This window comes from Methylobacterium sp. J-026, assembly GCF_022829585.1.
Classification (GTDB): domain Bacteria; phylum Pseudomonadota; class Alphaproteobacteria; order Rhizobiales; family Beijerinckiaceae; genus Methylobacterium.
Map to the genome: position 1 here is coordinate 1 of NZ_JAKSYC010000058.1, position 20,263 is coordinate 20,263.

At 65.9% G+C, this 20,263-nt stretch carries 20 protein-coding genes, 1 tRNA gene and 1 pseudogene; 8 read left to right on the plus strand and 14 right to left on the minus strand.

Annotation, left to right across the window (positions count from 1 at the left end):
• Window positions 1–141, plus strand: a pseudogene (locus MKK69_RS04345) (IS481 family transposase); the annotation flags it as partial.
• Here the strand turns inward: MKK69_RS04345 and MKK69_RS04350 are convergent.
• The 5 genes from MKK69_RS04350 to MKK69_RS04370 all read right to left on the minus strand — a co-directional run bounded on the left by MKK69_RS04350 (window position 98) and on the right by MKK69_RS04370 (window position 9,183).
• Window positions 98–3,265: an EAL domain-containing protein gene (locus MKK69_RS04350; protein ID WP_243966198.1), complete on the minus strand. Its 3,168-nt coding sequence runs from the start codon at window positions 3,263–3,265 to the stop codon at window positions 98–100. The pseudogene MKK69_RS04345 and the gene MKK69_RS04350 overlap by 44 nt on opposite strands.
• An 856-nt stretch (window positions 3,266–4,121) precedes the next feature.
• On the minus strand, window positions 4,122–4,589 hold the full coding sequence (locus MKK69_RS04355) for a BLUF domain-containing protein (protein ID WP_243966200.1): 468 nt from the start codon (window positions 4,587–4,589) through the stop codon (window positions 4,122–4,124).
• Window positions 4,586–6,955 (minus strand): EAL domain-containing protein, encoded by a 2,370-nt coding sequence (locus tag MKK69_RS04360; protein WP_279598187.1) that lies wholly within the window; start codon window positions 6,953–6,955, stop codon window positions 4,586–4,588. Before MKK69_RS04360 ends, MKK69_RS04355 begins: the two co-directional genes overlap by 4 nt.
• 319 nt (window positions 6,956–7,274) lie before the next feature.
• Entirely contained in the window at window positions 7,275–7,499 is a 225-nt protein-coding gene (locus MKK69_RS04365) for a hypothetical protein (protein ID WP_243966204.1), read from the minus strand.
• Between the two features lie 7 nt (window positions 7,500–7,506).
• Entirely contained in the window at window positions 7,507–9,183 is a 1,677-nt protein-coding gene (locus tag MKK69_RS04370) for a methyl-accepting chemotaxis protein (RefSeq protein ID WP_243966279.1), read from the minus strand.
• Window positions 9,184–10,039: 856 nt separating this feature from the next.
• Between MKK69_RS04370 and MKK69_RS31175 the strand changes: the two genes are divergently transcribed.
• Window positions 10,040–10,330: a hypothetical protein gene (locus tag MKK69_RS31175; protein ID WP_313900825.1), complete on the plus strand. Its 291-nt coding sequence runs from the start codon at window positions 10,040–10,042 to the stop codon at window positions 10,328–10,330.
• A 245-nt stretch (window positions 10,331–10,575) separates the two neighbouring features.
• Here MKK69_RS31175 and MKK69_RS04380 read toward each other — a convergent pair whose 3' ends face one another.
• The 5 genes from MKK69_RS04380 to MKK69_RS04400 form a co-directional block, all read right to left on the minus strand.
• The gene (locus MKK69_RS04380) at window positions 10,576–10,827 is read right to left on the minus strand and encodes a hypothetical protein (RefSeq protein ID WP_243966206.1); all 252 of its coding nucleotides are present in this window, start codon (window positions 10,825–10,827) and stop codon (window positions 10,576–10,578) included.
• Between the two features lie 161 nt (window positions 10,828–10,988).
• Window positions 10,989–11,420, minus strand: a complete 432-nt coding sequence (locus tag MKK69_RS04385) for a hypothetical protein (protein WP_243966208.1) — start codon at window positions 11,418–11,420, stop codon at window positions 10,989–10,991.
• Window positions 11,421–11,573: 153 nt separating this feature from the next.
• On the minus strand, window positions 11,574–12,224 hold the full coding sequence (locus MKK69_RS04390; RefSeq protein ID WP_243966210.1) for a hypothetical protein: 651 nt from the start codon (window positions 12,222–12,224) through the stop codon (window positions 11,574–11,576).
• Window positions 12,225–12,956, minus strand: a complete 732-nt coding sequence (locus tag MKK69_RS30920; RefSeq protein WP_279598188.1) for a methyl-accepting chemotaxis protein — start codon at window positions 12,954–12,956, stop codon at window positions 12,225–12,227.
• Window positions 12,957–13,120: 164 nt separating this feature from the next.
• On the minus strand, window positions 13,121–13,318 hold the full coding sequence (locus MKK69_RS04400) for a hypothetical protein (protein ID WP_243966213.1): 198 nt from the start codon (window positions 13,316–13,318) through the stop codon (window positions 13,121–13,123).
• A gap of 162 nt (window positions 13,319–13,480) precedes the next feature.
• Between MKK69_RS04400 and MKK69_RS04405 the strand changes: the two genes are divergently transcribed.
• Window positions 13,481–13,663 carry a hypothetical protein gene (locus tag MKK69_RS04405; RefSeq protein ID WP_243966215.1) on the plus strand — a complete coding sequence of 61 codons (183 nt, stop codon included), beginning with the start codon at window positions 13,481–13,483 and terminating at the stop codon, window positions 13,661–13,663.
• Between the two features lie 93 nt (window positions 13,664–13,756).
• Here the strand turns inward: MKK69_RS04405 and MKK69_RS04410 are convergent, their stop codons facing one another.
• Both MKK69_RS04410 and MKK69_RS04415 read right to left on the minus strand, forming a co-directional pair.
• Window positions 13,757–13,957 (minus strand): hypothetical protein, encoded by a 201-nt coding sequence (locus tag MKK69_RS04410; RefSeq protein ID WP_243966216.1) that lies wholly within the window; start codon window positions 13,955–13,957, stop codon window positions 13,757–13,759.
• 268 nt (window positions 13,958–14,225) lie between these two features.
• Window positions 14,226–14,301: transfer RNA gene (locus tag MKK69_RS04415), tRNA-Glu, on the minus strand.
• A gap of 124 nt (window positions 14,302–14,425) precedes the next feature.
• Between MKK69_RS04415 and cobU the strand changes: the two genes are divergently transcribed.
• Both cobU and cobO read left to right on the plus strand, forming a co-directional pair.
• Window positions 14,426–14,932, plus strand: a complete 507-nt coding sequence (cobU, locus tag MKK69_RS04420; RefSeq protein ID WP_243966287.1) for a bifunctional adenosylcobinamide kinase/adenosylcobinamide-phosphate guanylyltransferase — start codon at window positions 14,426–14,428, stop codon at window positions 14,930–14,932.
• Complete coding sequence (cobO, locus tag MKK69_RS04425; protein ID WP_243966218.1) at window positions 14,929–15,531, plus strand: cob(I)yrinic acid a,c-diamide adenosyltransferase; 603 nt, start codon at window positions 14,929–14,931, stop codon at window positions 15,529–15,531. The genes cobU and cobO overlap by 4 nt, the downstream gene beginning before the upstream one ends.
• Window positions 15,532–15,537: 6 nt before the next feature.
• Here the strand turns inward: cobO and MKK69_RS04430 are convergent, their stop codons facing one another.
• A complete protein-coding gene (locus tag MKK69_RS04430) occupies window positions 15,538–16,188 on the minus strand; it encodes a hypothetical protein (RefSeq protein WP_243966222.1) in 651 nt (216 codons plus the stop codon).
• Entirely contained in the window at window positions 16,185–16,604 is a 420-nt protein-coding gene (locus tag MKK69_RS04435) for a RusA family crossover junction endodeoxyribonuclease (RefSeq protein ID WP_243966229.1), read from the minus strand. The genes MKK69_RS04430 and MKK69_RS04435 overlap by 4 nt, the downstream gene beginning before the upstream one ends.
• A gap of 56 nt (window positions 16,605–16,660) precedes the next feature.
• Between MKK69_RS04435 and MKK69_RS04440 the strand changes: the two genes are divergently transcribed.
• The 3 genes from MKK69_RS04440 to MKK69_RS04450 all read left to right on the plus strand — a co-directional run bounded on the left by MKK69_RS04440 (window position 16,661) and on the right by MKK69_RS04450 (window position 19,923).
• Window positions 16,661–18,118: a cobyric acid synthase gene (locus MKK69_RS04440; protein WP_243966231.1), complete on the plus strand. Its 1,458-nt coding sequence runs from the start codon at window positions 16,661–16,663 to the stop codon at window positions 18,116–18,118.
• A 183-nt stretch (window positions 18,119–18,301) separates the two neighbouring features.
• Complete coding sequence (locus MKK69_RS04445; protein WP_243966233.1) at window positions 18,302–19,645, plus strand: MFS transporter; 1,344 nt, start codon at window positions 18,302–18,304, stop codon at window positions 19,643–19,645.
• Window positions 19,646–19,767: 122 nt separating this feature from the next.
• Window positions 19,768–19,923 carry a hypothetical protein gene (locus MKK69_RS04450; RefSeq protein WP_243966235.1) on the plus strand — a complete coding sequence of 52 codons (156 nt, stop codon included), beginning with the start codon at window positions 19,768–19,770 and terminating at the stop codon, window positions 19,921–19,923.
• Window positions 19,924–20,263: the final 340 nt, after the last annotated feature.

Consider the following 20,263-nt stretch of genomic DNA (forward strand, 5'->3'; position numbering starts at 1 on the left):
GTCAGCGCCTACAACTTCGCCCGCCGCCTCAAGACCCTGCGCGGCCTCACGCCCTACGAAGCCATCTGCAAGGCATGGTCGGCCGAGCCCAGCCGCTTCAGGTCAGACCCGCTCCACCAAATGCCGGGACCAAACATCTAGCCGGGCATGCCGGCGGCAAGGCTGTGGGAGGCTTTCTCCGACGCTTAGGTGTGGACAACGAAGGTGTCGAACTGGCTGCAACTGAGCCCGCTTGGGCAGACAGAACGTAGGCTTGCGCGTCCTGCGGTGATAACGGTCGGCTGAATAGAAAACCTTGCACCTGCGTACAGCCCTCTCGGCGCACAAGGTCAAGCTGCTCGGCCGTCTCGACACCTTCAGCAACGATGCCCATGCCAAGCCGCTCGCCGATGCTGACGACCGCCCGCACGATTGCCGCCGCATCCGGGTCGGTGATGTCGCGGATGAAGGTTCGGTCGATCTTGATCTTGTCGAAGGGGAAGCGCCGCAGGTAGCCCAACGACGAGTAACCAGTACCGAAATCGTCGAGCGCGATGATGACTCCGAGCGCTCGCAGTCGGTGGAGGCACGCAATCACGGCATCACCATCCTGCATCAGCACGCTCTCGGTCACCTCCAACTTCAGTCGGTGAGCGGGCAATCCCGTTTTCGCCAGGGCGAAGAGCACGGCCTCCTCAAGCCCGCTGCGGAACTGTACGGCCGACACGTTGACGCCGACCCGCAACACTTCAGGCCAGCTCAGCGCCTCACGGCAGGCCTCCCGCAGTGCCCAGGCGCCCAGCGGTATGATCAGCCCATTCTCTTCCGCCAGCGGTATGAACTCACCAGGCGAGATCTCACCGCGAACTGGATGAGACCAGCGCATCAGCGCCTCCAGGCTGACCACTTTACCGGTCGCCGCGTCTACGACCGGTTGGTACATTAGGCGGAACTCACCGCGCCGGATCGCCTCCTTCATGTCCAACCCAAGCTGCCCACGCGTGGCAACGCGGGCTCCGACGTCCGGGCAGAATGTACGGTAGGTGTTGCGACCGCCGGCCTTGGCTTCGTAGAGGGCCATGTCCGCGCGCTTGAACAGCTCGTCCGCATCGCCGTCGTTCTCTGAGGCGACCGTAATGCCGACACTGACGCCGACCTCGACCGCTTGTCCGTCAAGGAAGATCGGCTCGCCCACAGCTGCAATCAGACGCTCGGCGAGGGAAGGCGCCGTAGACTCCTCGTCGAGATAGGCGAGAACGATCGCGAACTCGTCCCCGCCGAGGCGGGCAACGGTATCGTAGGGTCGCAGTACCGACTGCATTCGCTCAGCTACGACGCGCAAGAGAACGTCGCCAGCCGGATGACCGAGACTATCGTTGATCGACTTGAACCGGTCGAGGTCACAAGCGAGCACAGCGAAGGAGCTGTGCGTATGCGTAGCATGCGCGATGGCTTGGTCGAGGCGGTCGCGGAACAGAGCTCGATTGGGCAGACCCGTGAGCGTATCGTGCAGGGCCATATGGCGGATTCGCTCTTCCGCTTCTCGGCGAGCCGTCACATCGCGAAGTACGGCGACATAGCCATTTGGCTGAGTTTTATGCTCATCGTATAGCAGGCTAGCAGACGTCTCGATCCAGATGTAACTACCACCTTTGTGAAGATGCCGAAGGCAGAAAGTTGGTCGCCTGTTATCACCGCTTAATAGTTGTGACCAATTCTCATTGAAGACATTAACATCGTCGGGGTGGATCATATCTAATGGATTTGTTCCAATTAATTCCCTGGGTTCGTAACCAAGAACTTCAAGTGAAGCAGCGGAAACATAAGTACGAAGGATTTTGGGGCTGCCTAAAATGAGGACATCGCTCGCGTTTGCTGCGAGAAGGCGGAAGCGCCTCTCGCTTTCCTGTTCTGCGGCTTCAGCGGCGCGGTACGCGGTCATGTCGGTGAAGGTGCGCACCATACCTCCTCCAGGCAGCGGGAGCGTGCGAACCTGGAGCACCGTGCCATCTGGGCGGGTGCGCTCGTAATCTGGGACACAATTCTTAGGATCACCGTGCTCCAACCAATGCCTCAGATGATCCGGTAAGTGACTGAACTCACCCTGATCTCGCTGATAGATGCGGACACGATCGAACGGCATCCCATCCTCAAGCAGCTCCTCGGGTATCCCAAGCAGCTTGGCGACGCGACGATTACAGACTCGCACGCGATCATCCGCGTCGGTCATAATCAAACCCTGATCCATATGCTCCAGCGTCATCCCCAGGAGCGCTTCTGAAGCATGGAGTCGGTCCTCAGAACGCATCAGGTCCGTCACGTCGAGGGTGATACCGCTCGCTGTTACTGCGCGGCTCGTTGCATCCCGCGTAGTACGCCCGTGGACTACGACGTCCCGCACTTCACCATCCGGCCGCAAGATACGACCGCGCCGGGTGAACCCACCCGCTGGCCCGTCTGCTTTGTCATCAGCTCGGGGTATGGCTTTCCGGATATCCTCCTGCTCGCTTGGGTGGTAGCAGGCGATATGCTGCTCTAGGTCTAGGACTTGCTCGGCGAAATCCTCCCGACCGAGCAACTGCCCCATGCCGTTCGACCAGATGACGGTGCCCTGTGCGGGCTGGATTGTCCATCGTCCGAAGCCTGCAGCCTCTTCGGCGAAGCGCTCGCCCTCGTGCGCTTCCTCCAGCAACGTTTGCTGATGTACGGCTAGCGCCTCGCTCCGATTGCGCCGGTCGATCTCGGCTCGAAGAGATGCGCTGGCTTCCTCTGCCTTCAGCAGTGCCAATGTCGTCTCGTTCTGTGCACGACGCCCGCGCAGGATAGCCTCGACCAGCATCGCCAGATCATGCAATTGCCGCCGCTCGTCAGCCCCGAAGCCGTGGCGCGGCGCTGTGTCGGCAATACAGACGGTGGCACCATCTTCACCGTCCCCAAGAACGATCGGAACCCCAGCATAGAAGCGCAGAAACGGCTCGCCGATTACGAACGGATTGGCGGCAAAGCGCGGATCTTCGTGGGTGTCGGGGATGACGAGAGGTTGGTACACCACTCCGAGGATCGTGACGGCACAGAAGGCTACGGAGCGCGGCGTCGTGAGTATCTCCAATCCTTCGCGAGCGAGGATCCTCTGACACTCAGCATCGAGACGTGAGACGAAGGCGTAGCGCGTGCCGAAGAGTGCGGTGGCGGTTCGGCAGATGGCATCGAGTTGCGGATCCCCTTGGACATCCGAAGTAATGAGGTCAGAAACCAGTTCGGAAGGTACGCTGGGGAGGTTCGGCATCGGCGGCTCGGCACAACTCGATCGAGTGCGATTATTCCCACCTGTTATTAATAAACCGCTCGCTTAGCGAGCCTTTGGAAGCAGATGCATATTCTAGATGGAAATTAAGGCAAATTAATAAATCCTTGACTGTAGATGAATGTCTAAAGCGGAATGCCGTTATTGCCTAGGGCAGAAGGGCTTTCGGGATCAACGCCGGGTTGCTACTTCGACTATAAGTATGAAGACGCAGACCGCACCAACCGCCGAAGCGCTCGCACAATCGCGTCCCGCTCAACGTGGAAGCGCTCCGGGCCCCGATGCGACGGCAGGAGCTGCCGGTCCCGATCGGCGAGCGCGTCGAGCTCCGGCGACAGAATTGCGCAGCGGTCGGGCCGGCTGGTCTCGCAGGGCAGGCGGGCGCGGGCCCGACGCTCCTTCGTGGCAAACGTGCCGAAGTCGCACAGCTCCACGCGGTCACTGTCCGCCAGGGCCTCTGTCATCCTGTAGAGGATGGCCGAGGGTGACGGGCAGCTGACTTTCCAGGAGTGCCGCCACCAAAGTCGGAAGTCCGATCCGAACATAGTCCGCATCTTCTCGCGGGAATGGCTGCAATGGCCCCGGCGGGGAGGCGAGACACGGCCCCGGCGCTGTTGGGCGTCATAGGGTGCAAAAGCGTGCGCTCCACGGATATGGGAGATCCACACAGGCAGGCTATGGAGGCGGAATCGGAGAAGGGCTGCCGACGAGCGGTGGGCGACCTCAACCGATCAGACCGTGCGAAAATCCGCGTGGGTGGTGGAGGCGGCCGAGCCATGCAGTGAGGGTCTGCGGGTGTTCGATAAGGCGGACGCAGAACCAACGAGGACAGATGATCTCAGACAGCGAAGTGGTGTGCCGGCTCATCCGAACGTGGTTCAGATCGAACCAGGGCAGCCATGAGCTTCATCGCCGCGGCTGCGGCATCAGCCAATTCGGCATCGTGCTTCAAACCGTAGAGCGCGGCTTCGGCAACTGCGGTCGGCACTAGATGGCTCATCGACCTCTCGCCGAAGGCTAGTTCCAGAACGGGTCCGCATTCGACGACCTCGATGTTGCTGTGCCGCAAGTCGCAGCAAATCCGATCGAAGGTTGCTTCCACGGCCGATGCCGGCCCCTCCAGGGCTTGTATGAAGAACAATCCTGTGAACATCAGCGCGCCCGTAATGCCGGCTTCGGCATTAAGTCGACGCGACACGGTCAGAATTTGATCGATGCGCCGCCGCACCTCCTCGGGCGTTCCGTCGGTCGAACAGCGGCTCCGGTAGACCAGCCGGAACAGGTCGGTGTGGTCCGCCGGAGTCATGCCGCCTCACGCGCGTTGACGAACGTGTCGACGAAGGACACGAATTCCGCCGCGGGCAGTGGGCGGCTGACATGGTAGCCCTGCACTTGATCGCAGCCCGCCTCGGCTGAAAACGCGAATTGCTCCGCGGTCTCGACCCCCTCGACCGTGATCGCCATGCCAAGGCACGAGCCCATTGTGATGATCGCCCGGACGATCGCGGCGCTCTCGGGGTCGCCCGGGAGCTGGCGCACGAAGGACTGGTCGACCTTGATTTTGTCGAACGGGAACCGGCGGAGATAGCTGAGCGAGGAGTACCCCGTCCCGAAATCATCCATCGAAATGCTGACCCCCGCCGCCCGCAGGCGGTTCAGGGTGGCCAGTGTGCGCTCCTCGTCGGCCAGCAGGACGCCCTCGGTGATCTCCAGTTCGAGCCGGTCCGCGGCGAGGCCGGAGGCGGCGAGCGCTGCCCGCACGGTCTCGGAGAGGCGCAGGTCCCGGAACTGCGCGGGCGAGAGGTTGACGGCGACCCGAATGTGCGAGGGCCAGAGGGTTGCCTGCGTGCAGGCCGTGCGCAGGACCCATTGTCCGAGCGGTCCGATGAGACCGGTCTCCTCGGCGAGCGGAATGAAGTCGGCGGGCGAGACGAGGCCTCGCTCGGGATGGCGCCACCGCACCAGGGCTTCGGCGGCGGTAATCCGGCCAGAGCGCGCATCGACCAGCGGCTGGTAGTGCAGCTCGAATTCCTGCACGGCGATCGCCCGGCGCAGGTCCGCCTCCAGGCCGCGCCGGGCCTGCATGCGCGCGTCCAGCGCTGGCTCGAACCGACGGAAAGTGCCCTTGCCGTCAGTCTTGGCCTTGTAGAGCGCGAGGTCGGCGTTGCGCAGAAGCTGGCTCGGCTCGGTGCCGTCCACCGGTGCGAGCGCGGCGCCGACCGAGGCCCCGACATTGATCAATTGGCCATCGATCAGGAAAGGGCGCCCAATCAGCTCGACAATGCGCGCGGCGAGCGCCTGCACCGCCTCAGGGCTGGCCCCGTCGACCTGCAGCACCGCGAACTCGTCACCACCGAGGCGAGCGACCACGTCGTGCTCGGCCAGTGCCGCCTTGAGACGCCGGGCCGCCTTGCGCAACAGAGCATCGCCCAAGCCGTGCCCGAGGGTGTCGTTTACTAATTTGAACCGGTCGAGATCGAGGATGAGGACCGCGAAGCCCCGATCGTGCGTCCGGTAGGCCATGGCATGGCGCGCCAGCAGGTCGTGGAAATGCACACGATTGGGCAAGCCGGTCAGCGCGTCTGAATAAGCCAGGGTGCGCATCTTAGACTCAGTTTGTAGGCGCTCCCTTTGGTCGCGGATGGCGAGCACGGTCTGTGGCTTGTTGCCGAGCGGGACCTCGCTGCGCAGGACGCGCACCGGCACGCGTTGCCCATCGGCACCGACCAGTTCTGCCTCCCGTTCCTCGCGCAGGGGAAGATCCGCGATGGCGAGGCCGGGAAGAAGCTCGGACAGGCGACGACCGTTCAGCTGCCCAGCGCTGAGGCCTGACAGCCGCTCCAAGCTCCGGTTGGCCGTAGTGATCACCTCACCATGGCAGACCGCGAGTCCTTCGACTGCGAGGTTCGCCAGTTCGCGGAGGCGCTGTTGGTCGCGCCGCGCTTGAGCCCTAGCATTCAGAGTGAGGCGCAGCCCGACCACGGCCAGCGCCAGCAGGCCGAGGGATACGCCCGCTACTACCGGTGCGAGGATGTCAGGTGGAACAGCGCGCGGCGGGAGCGAGCGCTCAGGATCGAAGGTCAGCGTCATGGCCGCCATGCCGCAGAAGTGGAGGACGCCGATCGCGGCGACCAACAGCGGCGCCCCGGCGCGTCTCAGATCGCGGCGGCGCTCCCCCGTCACGACCATGGCCGCGCCGAACATGAGCAGGCTCGTCGGGATGGACACCGACAGCAGGAGCGGATCCCACGCGACGGTACCGGCGATCAGGTATGAAGCTTCTCCCAGGTAGTGCAGCGCGACGATGCTGCCGCCGAGGAGGAGGCCGATGAGGAAACGATGGCTTCTCCTGCGTTGGCCGATCGCGAGCGCGACGCTGATCCCGATGCCGGCGATGGCGACCAGGAGCGATAGGGCAGTGAGATAGGGATCGAACCCCGCGGGCATGCCTGGTCGGAAAGCCAGCAGCCCGATCATGTGAGTCGCCCAGGCGGTACAGCCTGAGGCGACGATGCTGGCACCAGCCCAAAGCGCGGCGGACCGGCCTTCGGAGCGCGCCGCGTGGGTCGCAACCGAAAACGAGCCATATACGCCGATGACGCAAACGCCAGCGGCGAGTAGGATTAAGCCATGATCGTGCGCCTGGGTAAGGCACGTGTAAACAGATCGCATACCAAGCTCCGGGGTCTGCAATCTAAGCTTGAACAGTTAATCAATGTGTAGGAACCTGGCAGAATATAACGTGTGCGGCAATTTCGAAGCTGCGCTGTACTCTAACCCACCTACGTCAACGTTAACTCAATTTGCAACACCGCTGGTCTTTTATCAGCTGTGCCTGAGAAGGCTACGTTACCGTATGGTCGTGTGACGGTCGGTGCAGGAGCGGAACTGGACACCGCAGGCGCCGGCTCAAGGCATATCTATGCAGTCAGACCCCTCAATTAGCCTTGCCTAGCCCGAAGGTGCGAGCGGCTTTCGCCATGCGAGTGAGCTAAGCAAGATCCAGTTCCATGCCATCGACTTCGAGCTGGTCGCAGAGACCGGCAAGCTCCGGACGCAACGCTGCGGTCATCGTTTCCAGCGACTCTCCCTTTGCGCGGATCTGTGCCCCGCGGGGGCCGAGATTCACCCCTTCGGCGATGGCGCCGGCCAGGGCTGCCCTGAGACCCTGAACCTCATCAAACGGAACGATGTAACAGGGTCCCACAGGGCTCATCGTCGCCTCACGCTGCGCGCACGGTGGCGAGGAAGCGCCCGACCTCGGCCGCGAGGTGCTCGGACTGGCGCGACAGTTCTGAGGCCGCCCCCAGCACCTGGCTCGCCGCCGCACCGGTCTCCTCGGCCGCACCCGCCACACCGGAGATGTTGTGCGTCACCTCACCGGTGCCCTGCGCCGCCTGGGAGACGTTCCGGACGATCTCCTGGGTCGCCGCACCCTGTTGCTCGACTGCCGCCGCAATTGAGGCTGCGACCCCGTTGATCTCACGGATCCGCTCGGTGATGCCGCTGATCGACGTCACCGCCTGCCCGGTCGAGGCCTGGATCTGAGCGATCTGCCCAGAAATCTCGGTCGTGGCCTTTGCGGTCTGCTCGGCGAGCGCCTTCACCTCGGCGGCGACCACGGCGAACCCCTTACCCGCCGCACCAGCCCGTGCCGCCTCGATCGTGGCGTTCAGGGCGAGCAGGTTGGTCTGCCCAGCGATGGTCGAGATCAGCCCGACCACGTCGCCGATGCGCGCGACCGCGGCGCTCAGTTCCTGTACCAGGGCGCCGGTGTGATCCGCCTCGCGCACGGCACGCTGCGCCAGTTCGGCCGAGCCGGCGACTTGCCGACTGATCTCCTGCACCGACGAGCCCAGTTCCTCGGCGGCCGCGGCCACGGTGTTGACGTTGGAGGCGGCCTCCTCGGCGGCAGCCGCGACCGTCGTCGATTGACTGGCGGTCTCCGTCGCCGTGGCGGTCATGGTCTGGGCGGTGGCCTGCAGCTCAGTCGAGGACGACGACACCATGCCGATGATACCGCCGACCGCCTGCTCGAAGCCGTCGGCCATCTGGCGCATCCCGGCCTTGCGCTGATCCTCTGCGGCGCGGCGGGCCTGCGCGGTCTCCGCTTCGAACGCGCGCGTGCGGATCAGGTTGTCCTTGAACACCTGGACGGCGGCCGCCATCGCACCGATCTCGTCGGGACGTTCCTTGGCTGGGACCTCTCTGCTCAGGTCTCCCGCGGCGAGACCGGTCATGAACGCCGTCATGGCGCGGACCGGCCGCACCACGCCCCGGCCTATGAGCGTCGCCAGAAGGCCGATCAGCACCGCAACGATGGAGGCGCCGCCGAGCAGCCGCATCAGCGTCGGGCGCATCTGTGCCGCCGTGTCATCCGCGTAGATGCCTGATCCGATGATCCAGCCCCAGGGCTCGAATCCCTTTACGTAGGAGATTTTCGCGACAGGCTGATCCAGGCCAGGCTTGGGCCACATGTAGGGGACGAAGCCGGCTCCTGACCGCTTCACCTGCTCGACCATCTCTACGAATAGATGCTTGCCGGTCGGATCCGTGATCCCGCCGATGTCCTTGCCGATCAACTCGGCCTTAGGATGCAGGATCATACGCGGCTGCATGTCCTGCAACCAGAAATATTCACTCCCGGCGTAGTGCAGGCCTTTGACCGCCGCGATCGCCGCATTCTGAGCGGCGGACCGATCCATTCGCCCGGCGCGCTCCTCGCCCTCAAAGTATGTGAGTACACCTTGCGCTGACTCGACGAGATCGCGCGTCTTCAGTTCGCGCGCGTCTGTGACGCTTCCCGACATGTCCCAGGCCGCCAAGCCGATCAGGGCTGCCATCCCGCTCAAGGCGATCAGGGTTATGGACTGGATGCGGGTACCTATGCGGAGGGCCATGAAATCCTGCGGTAGTCTATGCTGAATGGCACGCGAGTGGTCCAAGCGTGGGACGCGAGGCTGAGCCCAGCGACAGGGCGCGTGCTACAACTCCAACGGTCAGCAACCCTTTGCATAAATCAGTTTATCAACGCATTAGTTAATAAATAACCATCGCAGCTTACAGTTGAATGCTTACATCTACGGACCCACAAATGTCAAAAGTTCGACTCGTAACGTAGATAGCTCAAATTGTCGTGATCTCTTTCAGATAGTCGTTCACGCCTCAGCGCCATGATCCACCATCGCCGAGAGAGCCCGATTATGCGCACGTTTCAGTCCCTTGCTGCCCTTGCCATCCTGATCAGCGCCTGCGCTTTCATGCCGGCCGTAGCCGTCGCTGGCCGTGCCCCCTCAACGACGGCACAGAGCGCGAGCATGGGCTCGCAGGACCCTGATAGTCTCTTCGTTCGTTTTGGCGCGGCTCCCTAAAGTCCCAACGGACAAGTGCAAATGCGAAGCAGCCTTCGATAAAAGGGGGTGTGATCCGATCCTGCTTCGACACTCACCCAGCCGCTCGCCATCTCAAGCGCGTCGTGACCATCTGCAGCCTTTACCGGCCCACCAACGCCGCTGTGATCCTCAACACAGTCCTGTCGGCGCTACTAACGCTCTTGAGACATCCACGATCTGTTAACCGCCCACCGCCAACATATACCCAGCGATTGGCGGTGAGCCGAGCGCCGGCAGAGCAGCACCGCAGCTTTCCCCCTTGAGCCTCGGCGCGGCCTCGCCGGCGCAGTCGCGCTAATCGGCCTAATTGCGGCCAAGCTTAAGCCCGGCTAAACGCGCTGCCTCGGGGCGTGCGGGAGCAGGGATGAATGACACCGTGGCCGCCCTGCTCCTTGCTCTGGCGGCCGAGAACGCCGAGCTGCGCGAGCAGCTGGTCTCGGCCCAGGACATGCTGGTTGAGACCCCAATCGACGCCGGCAACATGCACGCCCTCGTAGAGGCCATGCGGGCCGAGCGCGATGCGTGGCGGGAGGAGGCTGGGCGGTTGCAGACGGGGTCAGCGTGCTTCCTTCTCAATCCAATGGGCGCCGGCCGAAATCAGTCGGCTTGGCAGGATAGAGTTGGCTATCTGGACGCAGTCCGAGCACGCCCATGACGCGGTCACGAGCCCCCGCCTCGGTGATCGGCAAGCCATCCTCAAGTCTGGCAAGCACCTCGGGGGCGACCTGTGCGAGCGCCGCCAGGGTCTCAATCGAGTAGGCACCTCGTACGCGGGCAGCATGGATCTGCACGGCTAACGCTGCATCCAGGGTCGCGGGCTTGTCGTGTTGTTCGCTCATAGGCGAGCGGTACGTGCTGGCCTCAGCTGAAGTTTCGGCCGGATACGTTTTGGTAGGACGACTACTCCATCCCGGCGGGCTGAGGGCGCGGTAGGCCAAGCTCGTTAAGGCCGAGAAACAGGGCAAACTGCGTCAGCACGATGAGTGGAGCCATGCAGTCGCCACCCTTCTCGATACCCGCGATGAGTTCGGGTTCGACGTGGACGAGGCGCGCTGCATCGGGAAGAGATAGACGCAGCCGTGCTCGCGCCGGACCGGCGTGCTTCACGAGATTGTGGAGCACGACATCTCGCTGATCCTCAACCGCGTCCATAAAAGGTGCCCGATCCCGCTAGGACCTGCGGCCCTCAGGAAATCGTTACATCCAGCCCGAGTTCGGAAGGATACCCAGAGTTGCACGCATGACCTGCGTCGGCTGCAGGTTGTGTCACCGCACCCAAACTGACTACCCTCCCTTGGCTTCGTATTTGCCTCTCACTGTACGTGGAGGGTGAGCTTCATCTTCGGGTGGATGCCGCACTGAATGATGAAGTCGCCCGGCTCCTTAAGCGTCAGCGTGGCCTGCTTCCCCGGCTCCTGATCGCCGGCATCGAACGCGAACCGATCGGCCTCGATGAAGGCGTGATGCACAGCGTTCTCGTCGCCGTTGACCAGTGTGATGGTGTCACCCCGATGCAGGAACAGGTCGGTCGGCGCGTAGTGCCTGCTCTTCTGCAGCACGATGCTCATGGCACTGGAGAGATCCGCGCGAGCCGATCCAGCCGCGGCGAGCGCGACGGTCGAGGCAAGAAATAAGGCGGTGGTTCTAGAGGCACGCATGTTCCGACCCGGATCAATGCGAACTTTTTGCAGGAGCGTTCGATAAGGGAGAGGCTGAAGAACGCGTAAAATTTGAACGATCGCCATGCAGCAGGATCGGCCATACACCAAGAGGCAACGCCGTTCTCGATCAGCGGCTGACACGGGCACCTGGAGCGCTGGGGATCCTGCTCTTGACGATAGGAGCTTGTGCCTTGCCCTGTGCGCCCAATTCGGGCCGAGGGTGGGCTAACATCAAGCTCACTGACTAGCAGCCAGATCGTCCGCTGCCGTCAGCATGGCCGCCATCGCCTCGGACGCAGCGCTGAAGGCTGGCGTACCCGTATCCCAGTCTCGCTTCGCCAACGCCGTTATCATCCGCGCCGCTTCGGTGAGGGCCAGCTGTTCCGCTCGAGCGAACCGCGTGAACGCCGGGTGCTTTTCGACAGCCGTGCCACTCAACTGTACGGAAAGTGCGGGCGTCGACTGGCCCCGCATGGCGACTGCGGTCGTATCCGCTGCAGCCTGCCCCAGCAAAATATTTGCCAGCCGCCGCTTCCACGCGCCGACGTAGCCTGGAAGCCGTACGAGCTGATAGGCCGGAGCAGTCTCATCCGCTGCGTCGAGCGCCTCGAGTGCCGTGGCCTCCGCTGCGACAAGACGCGCGGTGATGCTCGCGATCTCACCGCGGGTCTTGGTCGCCTTCGCGGCGATGCCCTGCACGTTCTGCGCGATCTCCTGTGTGGCCTGCCGCTGCTGACTAAGGGTCTCGGACAATGCACGGTTCAGGTCACTGGTCTGGCGGATACCGCTGTCGGCCTCCTCGACACAGGCGCCGAGCTTCTCGACAGTCGCCGAACCGGCGATCACCGCAGCACGGCTGTCGCTCACGGCATGCGCGATCTGGCTCATCTAGGTTTGCAGCGTCCCGAGCCAGGTGCGGATCTCGTCCGTCGACCTGGCGGTCTGAGCCGAGAGCGCCTTCACCTCGGAGGCTACCACTGCGAACCCTTTACCAGCCTGCCCTGCCCGAGCGGCTTCGATCGTGGCGTTTAAAGCGAGCAGATTCGTCTGCCCGGAGATGTTCGCGATGGTGCCGGCCATGGTACCGATCTGCGCGACCGCCCCTTGTAGGACACCCAAGCGCTCATTGATCTGAGAGGTTCGCGCGTCAATGGCCTGCATCGCCTGTCGGACCTGCCGTAGTTCACCCAGGCAGGCGAGCATGGCCGTGCGGGCAACCTCCGCGGAACTGCCAGCAGCCTCAGAGGTGTCGGCGACTTGGGCGATGGAGGCGACCATTTCCTCGGTCGCGCTGGCGATGGTCTGGGCCGAGTCGGCGACCTGACCGACATCGTGAGTGGTCCAGCCGACGTTGATAGCCGCTTCCGATGCCTCTTTAGCCACGTTCGCCAGAACGCTCAGATTAGTATGCCGCTCTCGGCGTCCCCGCGTGAGCAGCCGCGAGAGCGCATCCCGCAACGGACCATCCGGCAGATCGGCGATGGTCAGATCTTGGGTCGCGGCTAACCGCTCTAGGGCTGTGAGGAGCCGCTGTTCGTCAGCACACCGAAGGCGCTCTGCGCTACCGACATCTGGCTGAGGTGAGAGCTTGGCTGCCTGGCGGAACGAGAGGCCGATCATCGCGCGCTTTCAAGATAGTTTTGCCGCGATGTTGCCGAGTGTTGGTTAACGAGCCGTCAAGTACGGTATCTCGACAACCACCCCGCCTCTCGCCATCTTGGGGCCATGCCCGCGCAGAACGGCCAGACCTACGATCTGCAGGAGGAGCCAGCGCCCCGGGCATATCAGCCGGCCCGCCCGCCCCGCGGCAGCATCAAGTAGAACCGGCTCGCGTCGAACTGCTGCCGGGCCTGCTGCAGGGTCATCGCTCGCCCATCCATCTTCGGGGGCGCCATTCCGCCGCCGCCCGCTGCCTTCTGGCCCTGCTTCTGCTGCCTGCCTGCGATGCTCTTGAGCGCGCTTGCGATGCCGCCGTAGCCCACTGACGAACTCGACAGTCAGCTTGATGCCGTCCTGTTGCCCTTCATGGACGAACCGATGGTGAGCTTTCCGGCGATCCTACTGAAGTGCCGGATCGGCATGTCGCTCCGGCAGTACCAAGATGATGCGGTTGGTGACCTCGAACGGCTGGCCAAGGAGATCCTATGCGCCTGATCTACGCCTTCCTCGCGGTCCGGATGCTCAGGCTCGCCCGCTTCGACCTCGCCCGGTCCGAACGCCTCTACCACGATGGGGATGAGGCTTTCGAACGATCACGGGATCGAGTGCGCCAAGCAGAGGCCTTGGCCGATCGGGCGGATCTGCCGTCGCTTGCCTCGATGCTTTGAGGATGCGCGTCAGCTCACAAAAGAAAGGCCCGGCAGCGGTGTCATCCGCTTCCGAGCCCTCGGACAAGGTCGCCGGCTGCGACTGTCCGGTCATTACATGCGGTGGTGCCCGCGCCGATGCATCATGTGACGCATGCGCCGGATCGGGTGCCAGCGAACGTCGACGATGCCGTCGTGGGCGCCGGTGACAGCGACGGCCGGGGCCGGGCTGAGAGGGGCCGCCGAGGCAGACGTCGAGAGAGCTGCGGCGCCGAGCGTGGCGAGCAGGGCCGCGGTGATCATCGAAGTGCGCAAGGAATGTCTCCTCTCGTACCGCCACCGGGAACGGTGGCATCTGACGGGCCGTGCAAGGCGCAGATCCTTCCACGGTCAAGCTAGGAAGCCTGGCGCTGACCGATGGTTCCGACCGGGCGGCCACGAAATGATCAGGGCTGCTTCCACCCCTTACGAACGCCGCTCGTGCATCCCGTGCGGGCGTTAAAGTCTACCGCCGTCCAAGTGCGTATATGGGACATTTATTGGACATGCCAGGCGCCGATACAAGCTAAGTGCTTGATTTTGATGGCGCGCCCTACGGGAATCGAACCCGTGTTTTCGCCGTGAAAGGGCGACGTCCTGGACCGCTAGACGAAGGGCGCTTTGGCGGGACCGGGGTTCTATAGTCGGAGGCGGCGCGCCCGGCAACCGCCGAAGCGCCACACCGCCCGGGTTTGACCGGAGGCCGGCTTGGGGCGATGGAGGGGCATGCAGCCTCCCCCTCGCATGACCCTCGTCCTCGGCGGGGCGCGGTCCGGTAAGAGCGCCTACGCGGAGGGGCTGATCGAGGCCTGTCCCGGCCCGTGGCTCTACCTCGCCACCGCCCAGGCCTTCGACGACGAGATGGTCGCGCGCATCGCCCAGCACCGCGCGCGCCGCGCCGCGGCGTGGCGCACCCGCGACGTGCCCCTGGCCCTGCCGGAGGCGGTGGCCGGGGCCGCGGGGCCCGTCCTGGTCGACTGCCTCACGCTCTGGCTCACCAACCTGATCCTGGCCGAGGCCGACGTGGCGGAGGCCGTGGAGCGGCTGCTCGCCGCCTGCGCCGGCGCGCCGGGACCGCTGGTGCTGGTCGGCAACGAGGTCGGGCTCGGGATCGTGCCCGACAACGCCCTGGCCCGCCGCTTCCGCGACGAGGCCGGGCGCCTGCACCAGCGGCTCGCCGCCCGGGCCGACCGGGTCGTGTTCACCGTCGCCGGGCTGCCCCTCATCGTGAAGCCAGGAGCCCCCGCATGAGCGACGACGCGACCCGCCACCGCGCCAAGATGGAGAAGCGCAAGGCCGTCCAGGACGCCGAGGTGGCGGCCAAGACCGTCGAGAAGGGCCTGCTGCTGGTCCATACCGGCCCCGGCAAGGGCAAGAGCACCGCCGCCCTCGGGCTGATGCTGCGGGCGCTCGGCCGCGGCTGGCGGGTCGGCATGGTGCAGTTCATCAAGGGCGGCTGGGACACCGGCGAGCGCCACGCGGTGGCGGCCTTCGGCGACCGGGTCGCCTGGCATACCCTCGGGGAGGGGTTCACCTGGGAGACCCAGGACAAGGCCCGGGACATCGCCGCCTGCCGCCACGCCTGGGACGTCGCCGCGGGGCTGATGGCCGATCCCACGATCCGCCTGCTCGTCCTCGACGAGCTCAACATCGCGCTCCGCTACGACTACCTCGACCTCGACGCGGTGCTGACCGCCCTCACGGGCCGCCGGCCGGACCTGCACGTGGTCGTCACCGGCCGCAACGCCAAGCCGGCCCTGATCGAGGCCGCCGACCTCGTCACCGAGATGGGCAGCGTCAAGCACCATTTCTCGGCCGGCGTGAAGGCGCAGGAGGGAATCGAGTTCTGAACGGGCCTATGACGCGGCCGGCGCCTCGCTCTCGGCGAGGACCGTGCGCAGGATGGCCATCAGCTCCGCGACCGCCTCGCGTGGGACGCGCACCCGGAGGGCGCCGTGGGCGATTTGGTTGCGCAGGTTTGCGAGCTGCCGCAGCCGGTCCGCCTCGTCCGGCGTCACGACGCCCTCCAGGGCCATCCGCTCGAGGAGTTGGCCGGCCGGTTGCGGGCGCGATACCGCGCCGGGCAGGAGCAGGCGGCCGATCGCTTCGAGGACCGACCAGCCGAGCAGCAGGGCCGCCTCAGGATGGTCCGCGGCGAGCAGGGTCTCGACCCGCGCGAGGGCCGCAGGGATCTCGTCCCGGGTCACGCCGGGTACCGGCCGGTCGTCGCTGCCCTCCGGCGCATAGACGATGCGCAATTCCCAATCCGGACTCTGGGCAAACCGCTCGCTCAGCGCAGCAGCCTTCGGCCGCGCGGCGGTGTCATCCCGGGCGACTTCAATGGCAATGTTCCTCGGGCGCCCGAGGGCGATGGCATCGGGCTGGTAATCCCGCATGAACGCCGGCAACAGGCCGCGCGCCGGCTGCGTGAACACGTCGTAGCCCTCGGCTTTCAGGCGCGACGTGATCAGGTCGAGGACTCGCCGCTCGCGTTCCGTGGCGCTCATGTCAGGTCCTCGAAGGGATCGTCGGACAGCTTGATATACACGAGCGGTCTCGGGCTCTGCAGGGCCTCGGTGAGGATCGGGCTCGGGGCAGCGAAGGGGAGGACGTCGCCGGGCTTGAACTTTTGGGCGACGATGCGCTCGACCTGCCCGTCGTTGAGATAGATGTGCCGGATCAGCGCATCCAGCGTCGGCTTGACGATGTTGTCGATGTCCCCCGTCCGGGTCAGGGCCGTGAAATAGTAGAGCGTGACGGCAACCGGCCGCTCGGTGGCGAAATGACCCTCCGGAACGACCCCACGGCTCGCCGCCCTGACCTTCTCCTTCCACGCCTCCTTGGATCGGGCGCGTTTGGCCTGTAGCGAGACGGGCGTGCCCGGGACGTTGAACTCGATCGGAAAGGTCAGGTCCACGGCCATCTCGATTCGTACGATGCCCAGGATGTGACGATGCCGACAGGCCAGCAAGGGCTCCGATGCGGCGGGCCCTGATGATCCAGGGCACCGGCTCCGATGTCGGCAAGTCGCTGATCGTGGCGGGGCTGGCGCGCGCCTTCACTGACCGGGGGCTGCGGGTCCGGCCGTTCAAGCCGCAGAACATGTCGAACAACGCCGCCGTCACCGCCGATGGCGGCGAGATCGGCCGGGCGCAGGCGCTCCAGGCCCGGGCCGCCCGGGTGGCGCCCTCCGTCCACATGAACCCGGTCCTGCTCAAGCCCCAGAGCGAGGTCGGGTCCCAGGTGGTGGTGCAGGGCCGGATGGTCGCCACCGTGAAGGCCCGCGACTACCAGGCCTGGAAGCCGAAGCTCATGCCGGCCGTCCTGGAGAGCTTTTCCCGGCTCGCCGCGGAGGCCGATCTGGTCCTGGTCGAGGGCGCGGGCTCGGCCTCCGAGGTGAACCTGCGCGCGGGCGACATCGCCAATATGGGCTTCGCCCAGGCCACCGACACGCCGGTGGTGCTGGTCGGCGACATCGATCGGGGCGGGGTGATCGCCAGCCTCGTCGGCACCAAGGCGGTGATCGCGCCGGAGGACGCCGCGCTGATCGCCGGCTTCATCGTCAACCAGTTCCGCGGCGACCCGAGCCTGTTTTCCGACGGCATGCGGCTGATCGCCGAGCGGACCGGCTGGGCGGCACTCGGCCTCGTGCCCCACTTCCCCGCGGCCGCCCGCCTGCCTGCCGAGGACGTGCTCGGCCTGGCGGGCTCGGGCCCGCGCGGGGCGGGGGCCGTCACGGTGGCGGTGCCGGTCCTGCCGCGGATCGCCAATTTCGACGATCTCGACCCGCTGCGGGCCGAACCCGGCGTGTCGGTGGTGCTGGTCCAGCCCGGCACGCCGATCCCCGCGGAGGCCGCCCTGGTGCTGCTGCCGGGCTCCAAGACCACGATCGACGATCTCGACCGGTTCCGCGCCGAGGGCTGGGACATCGACCTGCGCGCCCATGTCCGCCGGGGCGGACGGGTGCTCGGCCTGTGCGGCGGCTACCAGATGCTTGGGCGCACCCTCGCCGACCCGCACGGGATCGAGGGGGCGCCCCGCACGGTGCCGGGCCTCGGGCTCCTCGACATCGACACCGTGATGACCCCCGAGAAGCGCCTCGCCGCGGTCACCGGCACGAGCCTGCCCGACGGCGTACCGTTCTCCGGCTACGAGATGCATATCGGCGCGACGGCGGGCCCCGACGCGGCCCGGCCGCTGCTGCTTCTGGCCGACGGGCGCCTGGACGGGGCGGTCTCGGCGGACGGGCGCGTGGCCGGGACCTACGTCCACGGCCTGTTCGCGCAGGATGCCCAGCGGGCGGCTTGGCTCGGGCGCCTCGGGGCCGCGTCCGACGGCGCGGGCTACGAGGCGGGCGTCGAGGCGGCGCTGGACGGGCTCGCGCGGCACATCGCGGCCCATGTCGATTGCGACCGGCTCCTGGCCCTCGCCCGGTAGACGCGGCCCCGGCTCCGAGACGCGCGCAAGCAGAGGCCGGCCCGGCCCACCGTGGCCGCGCGTCAAAACCCTGCCCCTCCTGAAGAACCGAAGCAGACGGCGAGTTGGCTTGCCGGCGCGAGTCTGCTTAGGACTGTGGCAGGCCTTCGCGACGAAGGGCCGCAGCGAGTTAAGGAACGCCGCATGTCCATCCAAGCGCCCGCCGATGCAGATCTCGCCGCGCGCACCGTCCGCACGGTGACCCTGCGGCTAATGCCGCTCCTCTGTCTGCTCTACCTGATCGCCTATATCGATCGGCAGAACGTCTCCTACGCCAAGCTGGAGATGGTCGGCAGCCTCGGGCTCAGCGAGACCGCCTACGGCCTCGGGGCCTCACTGTTCTTCCTCGGCTACTTCCTGTTCGAGGTGCCGGCCAACGTGTTCATGGAGCGGGTCGGGGCGCGGATCTGGTTCGCCCGGATCATGATCACCTGGGGCCTCGTCACGGTGCTGCTCGGCTTCACCCGGGGCACGGCGATGTTCTACGTGCTGCGCTTCCTGCTCGGCGTCGCCGAGGCCGGCTTCTTCCCGGGCGTGCTGTTCGCCCTCACCCTGTGGTTCCCGCAGGGGCACCGGGCCCGGATGATCGGCTGGTTCATGATCGCCAGCGCGGTGGCCAACGCGGTCGGCGCGGCGGTCGGCGGCGCGCTCCTCGGCCTGAACGGCGTGCTCGGCCTCGCGGGCTGGCAATGGGTGTTCCTGGCCACCGGAGTGCCGGCGATCCTGATGGCCGTGATCGTCCTGCTCGTTCTGCCCGACGGGCCCGAGACCGCGCCCTGGCTGTCGCAGGCCCAGCGCGACTGGCTCGCCCGGACCCTCCAGGCGGAGCGCGCGGGCGGGGGCCATGTCGATCACGGCAACCCGTTCGCGGCGCTCCTCGACCGGCGGGTGCTGATGCTGGCCGGCGTTTACATCTGCCTGCCGCTGGCCGCCTACGGCCTGGGCTACTGGCTGCCGACCGTGGTCAAGGGCTTCGGCGTCTCGAACCTGACCAACGGCTTCCTCAACATCATCCCCTGGATGGCCACGGCGGTGGCCCTGTGGTGGGTCCCGCGCCACGCCGCCCGCACCGGCGCGCAGGGCGACGCCCTGACCTGGCACGTGGTCGGGCCGGCTTTGGTCGGCGCGGCCGGGCTGGCGCTCAGCGTCATCCTGCCGGGGGACGCGGTGAAGTTCGCCTGCCTGTGCGTGGCGGCGGCCGGGACCTTCTCGGCGCAGCCGGTCTTCTGGTCGATGCCCGGGACCTTCCTGCGCGGCGCCTCGGCGGCGGCGGGGATCGCGGCGATCAACTCGGTGGGCAATCTCGGCGGCTTCGTGGCGCAGAACGCGGTGCCGTTCATCCGCGACCAGACCCGCAGCGACCTCGTGCCGATGCTGTTCCTGTCGGCCTGCCTCGCCGTGGGGGCCGGCCTGATGTTCGTGGTGCTCTCCGCCCTGCGCCGGGACGCGGAGCGGCGGGGCGTGCCGGCCGCGACGCGGGCGGCCTGAACACCCGACGGCTTGGTGCGTTATGCTTCCTCAAGCCGGCTCGACCGGCAGGATGATGCGACCCCGCGCGCCCGCGGGGTGCCATCGAGGAGGAAACCGCGATGAGTCAGGGATTTCCGCTTATGATTCTCGCCTTCGGGACGCTCGGTGGCATCTGGTTCCTGGCCGCCGCGGCCCGGAAGCAGGTCGCCGACGCCAAGGGCAGCCCGGAGCGCTCCAACGTGATCCAGCATCACGGCGGCGCGCCGCGCCCCAACATGCCGGGCACCGAGCACTGAGCGCGTTGTCGACTCCGGTCGAGGCGGGGCCGCGCCGATAAGCGAAGGTCTCAGGTTCGAAAGGTCCGGGATCCAGCCCTTTCGAGGTGTCCGGGCTGGGTGCGGGTATCACGATCCACGGCTGTGACATCGTGAAAGAGCGGCGTGTTTCGCCTTCCCGTGTGGGCTTGCGGATTCACAGATCGAGCCGGGCCACGCGGGCACAGGACGAGGCACGCCCCCCCCCCCTCCCGCCCGGGAGAGGGGGCCTGTCACGCCTTCCCGAGGCGCGGTGAGAACCTCGTGGCCCCCGTGGGGAAAAGAGCGCGTCTGGTCGGTGTCCCGGCACATCCGGAAACAC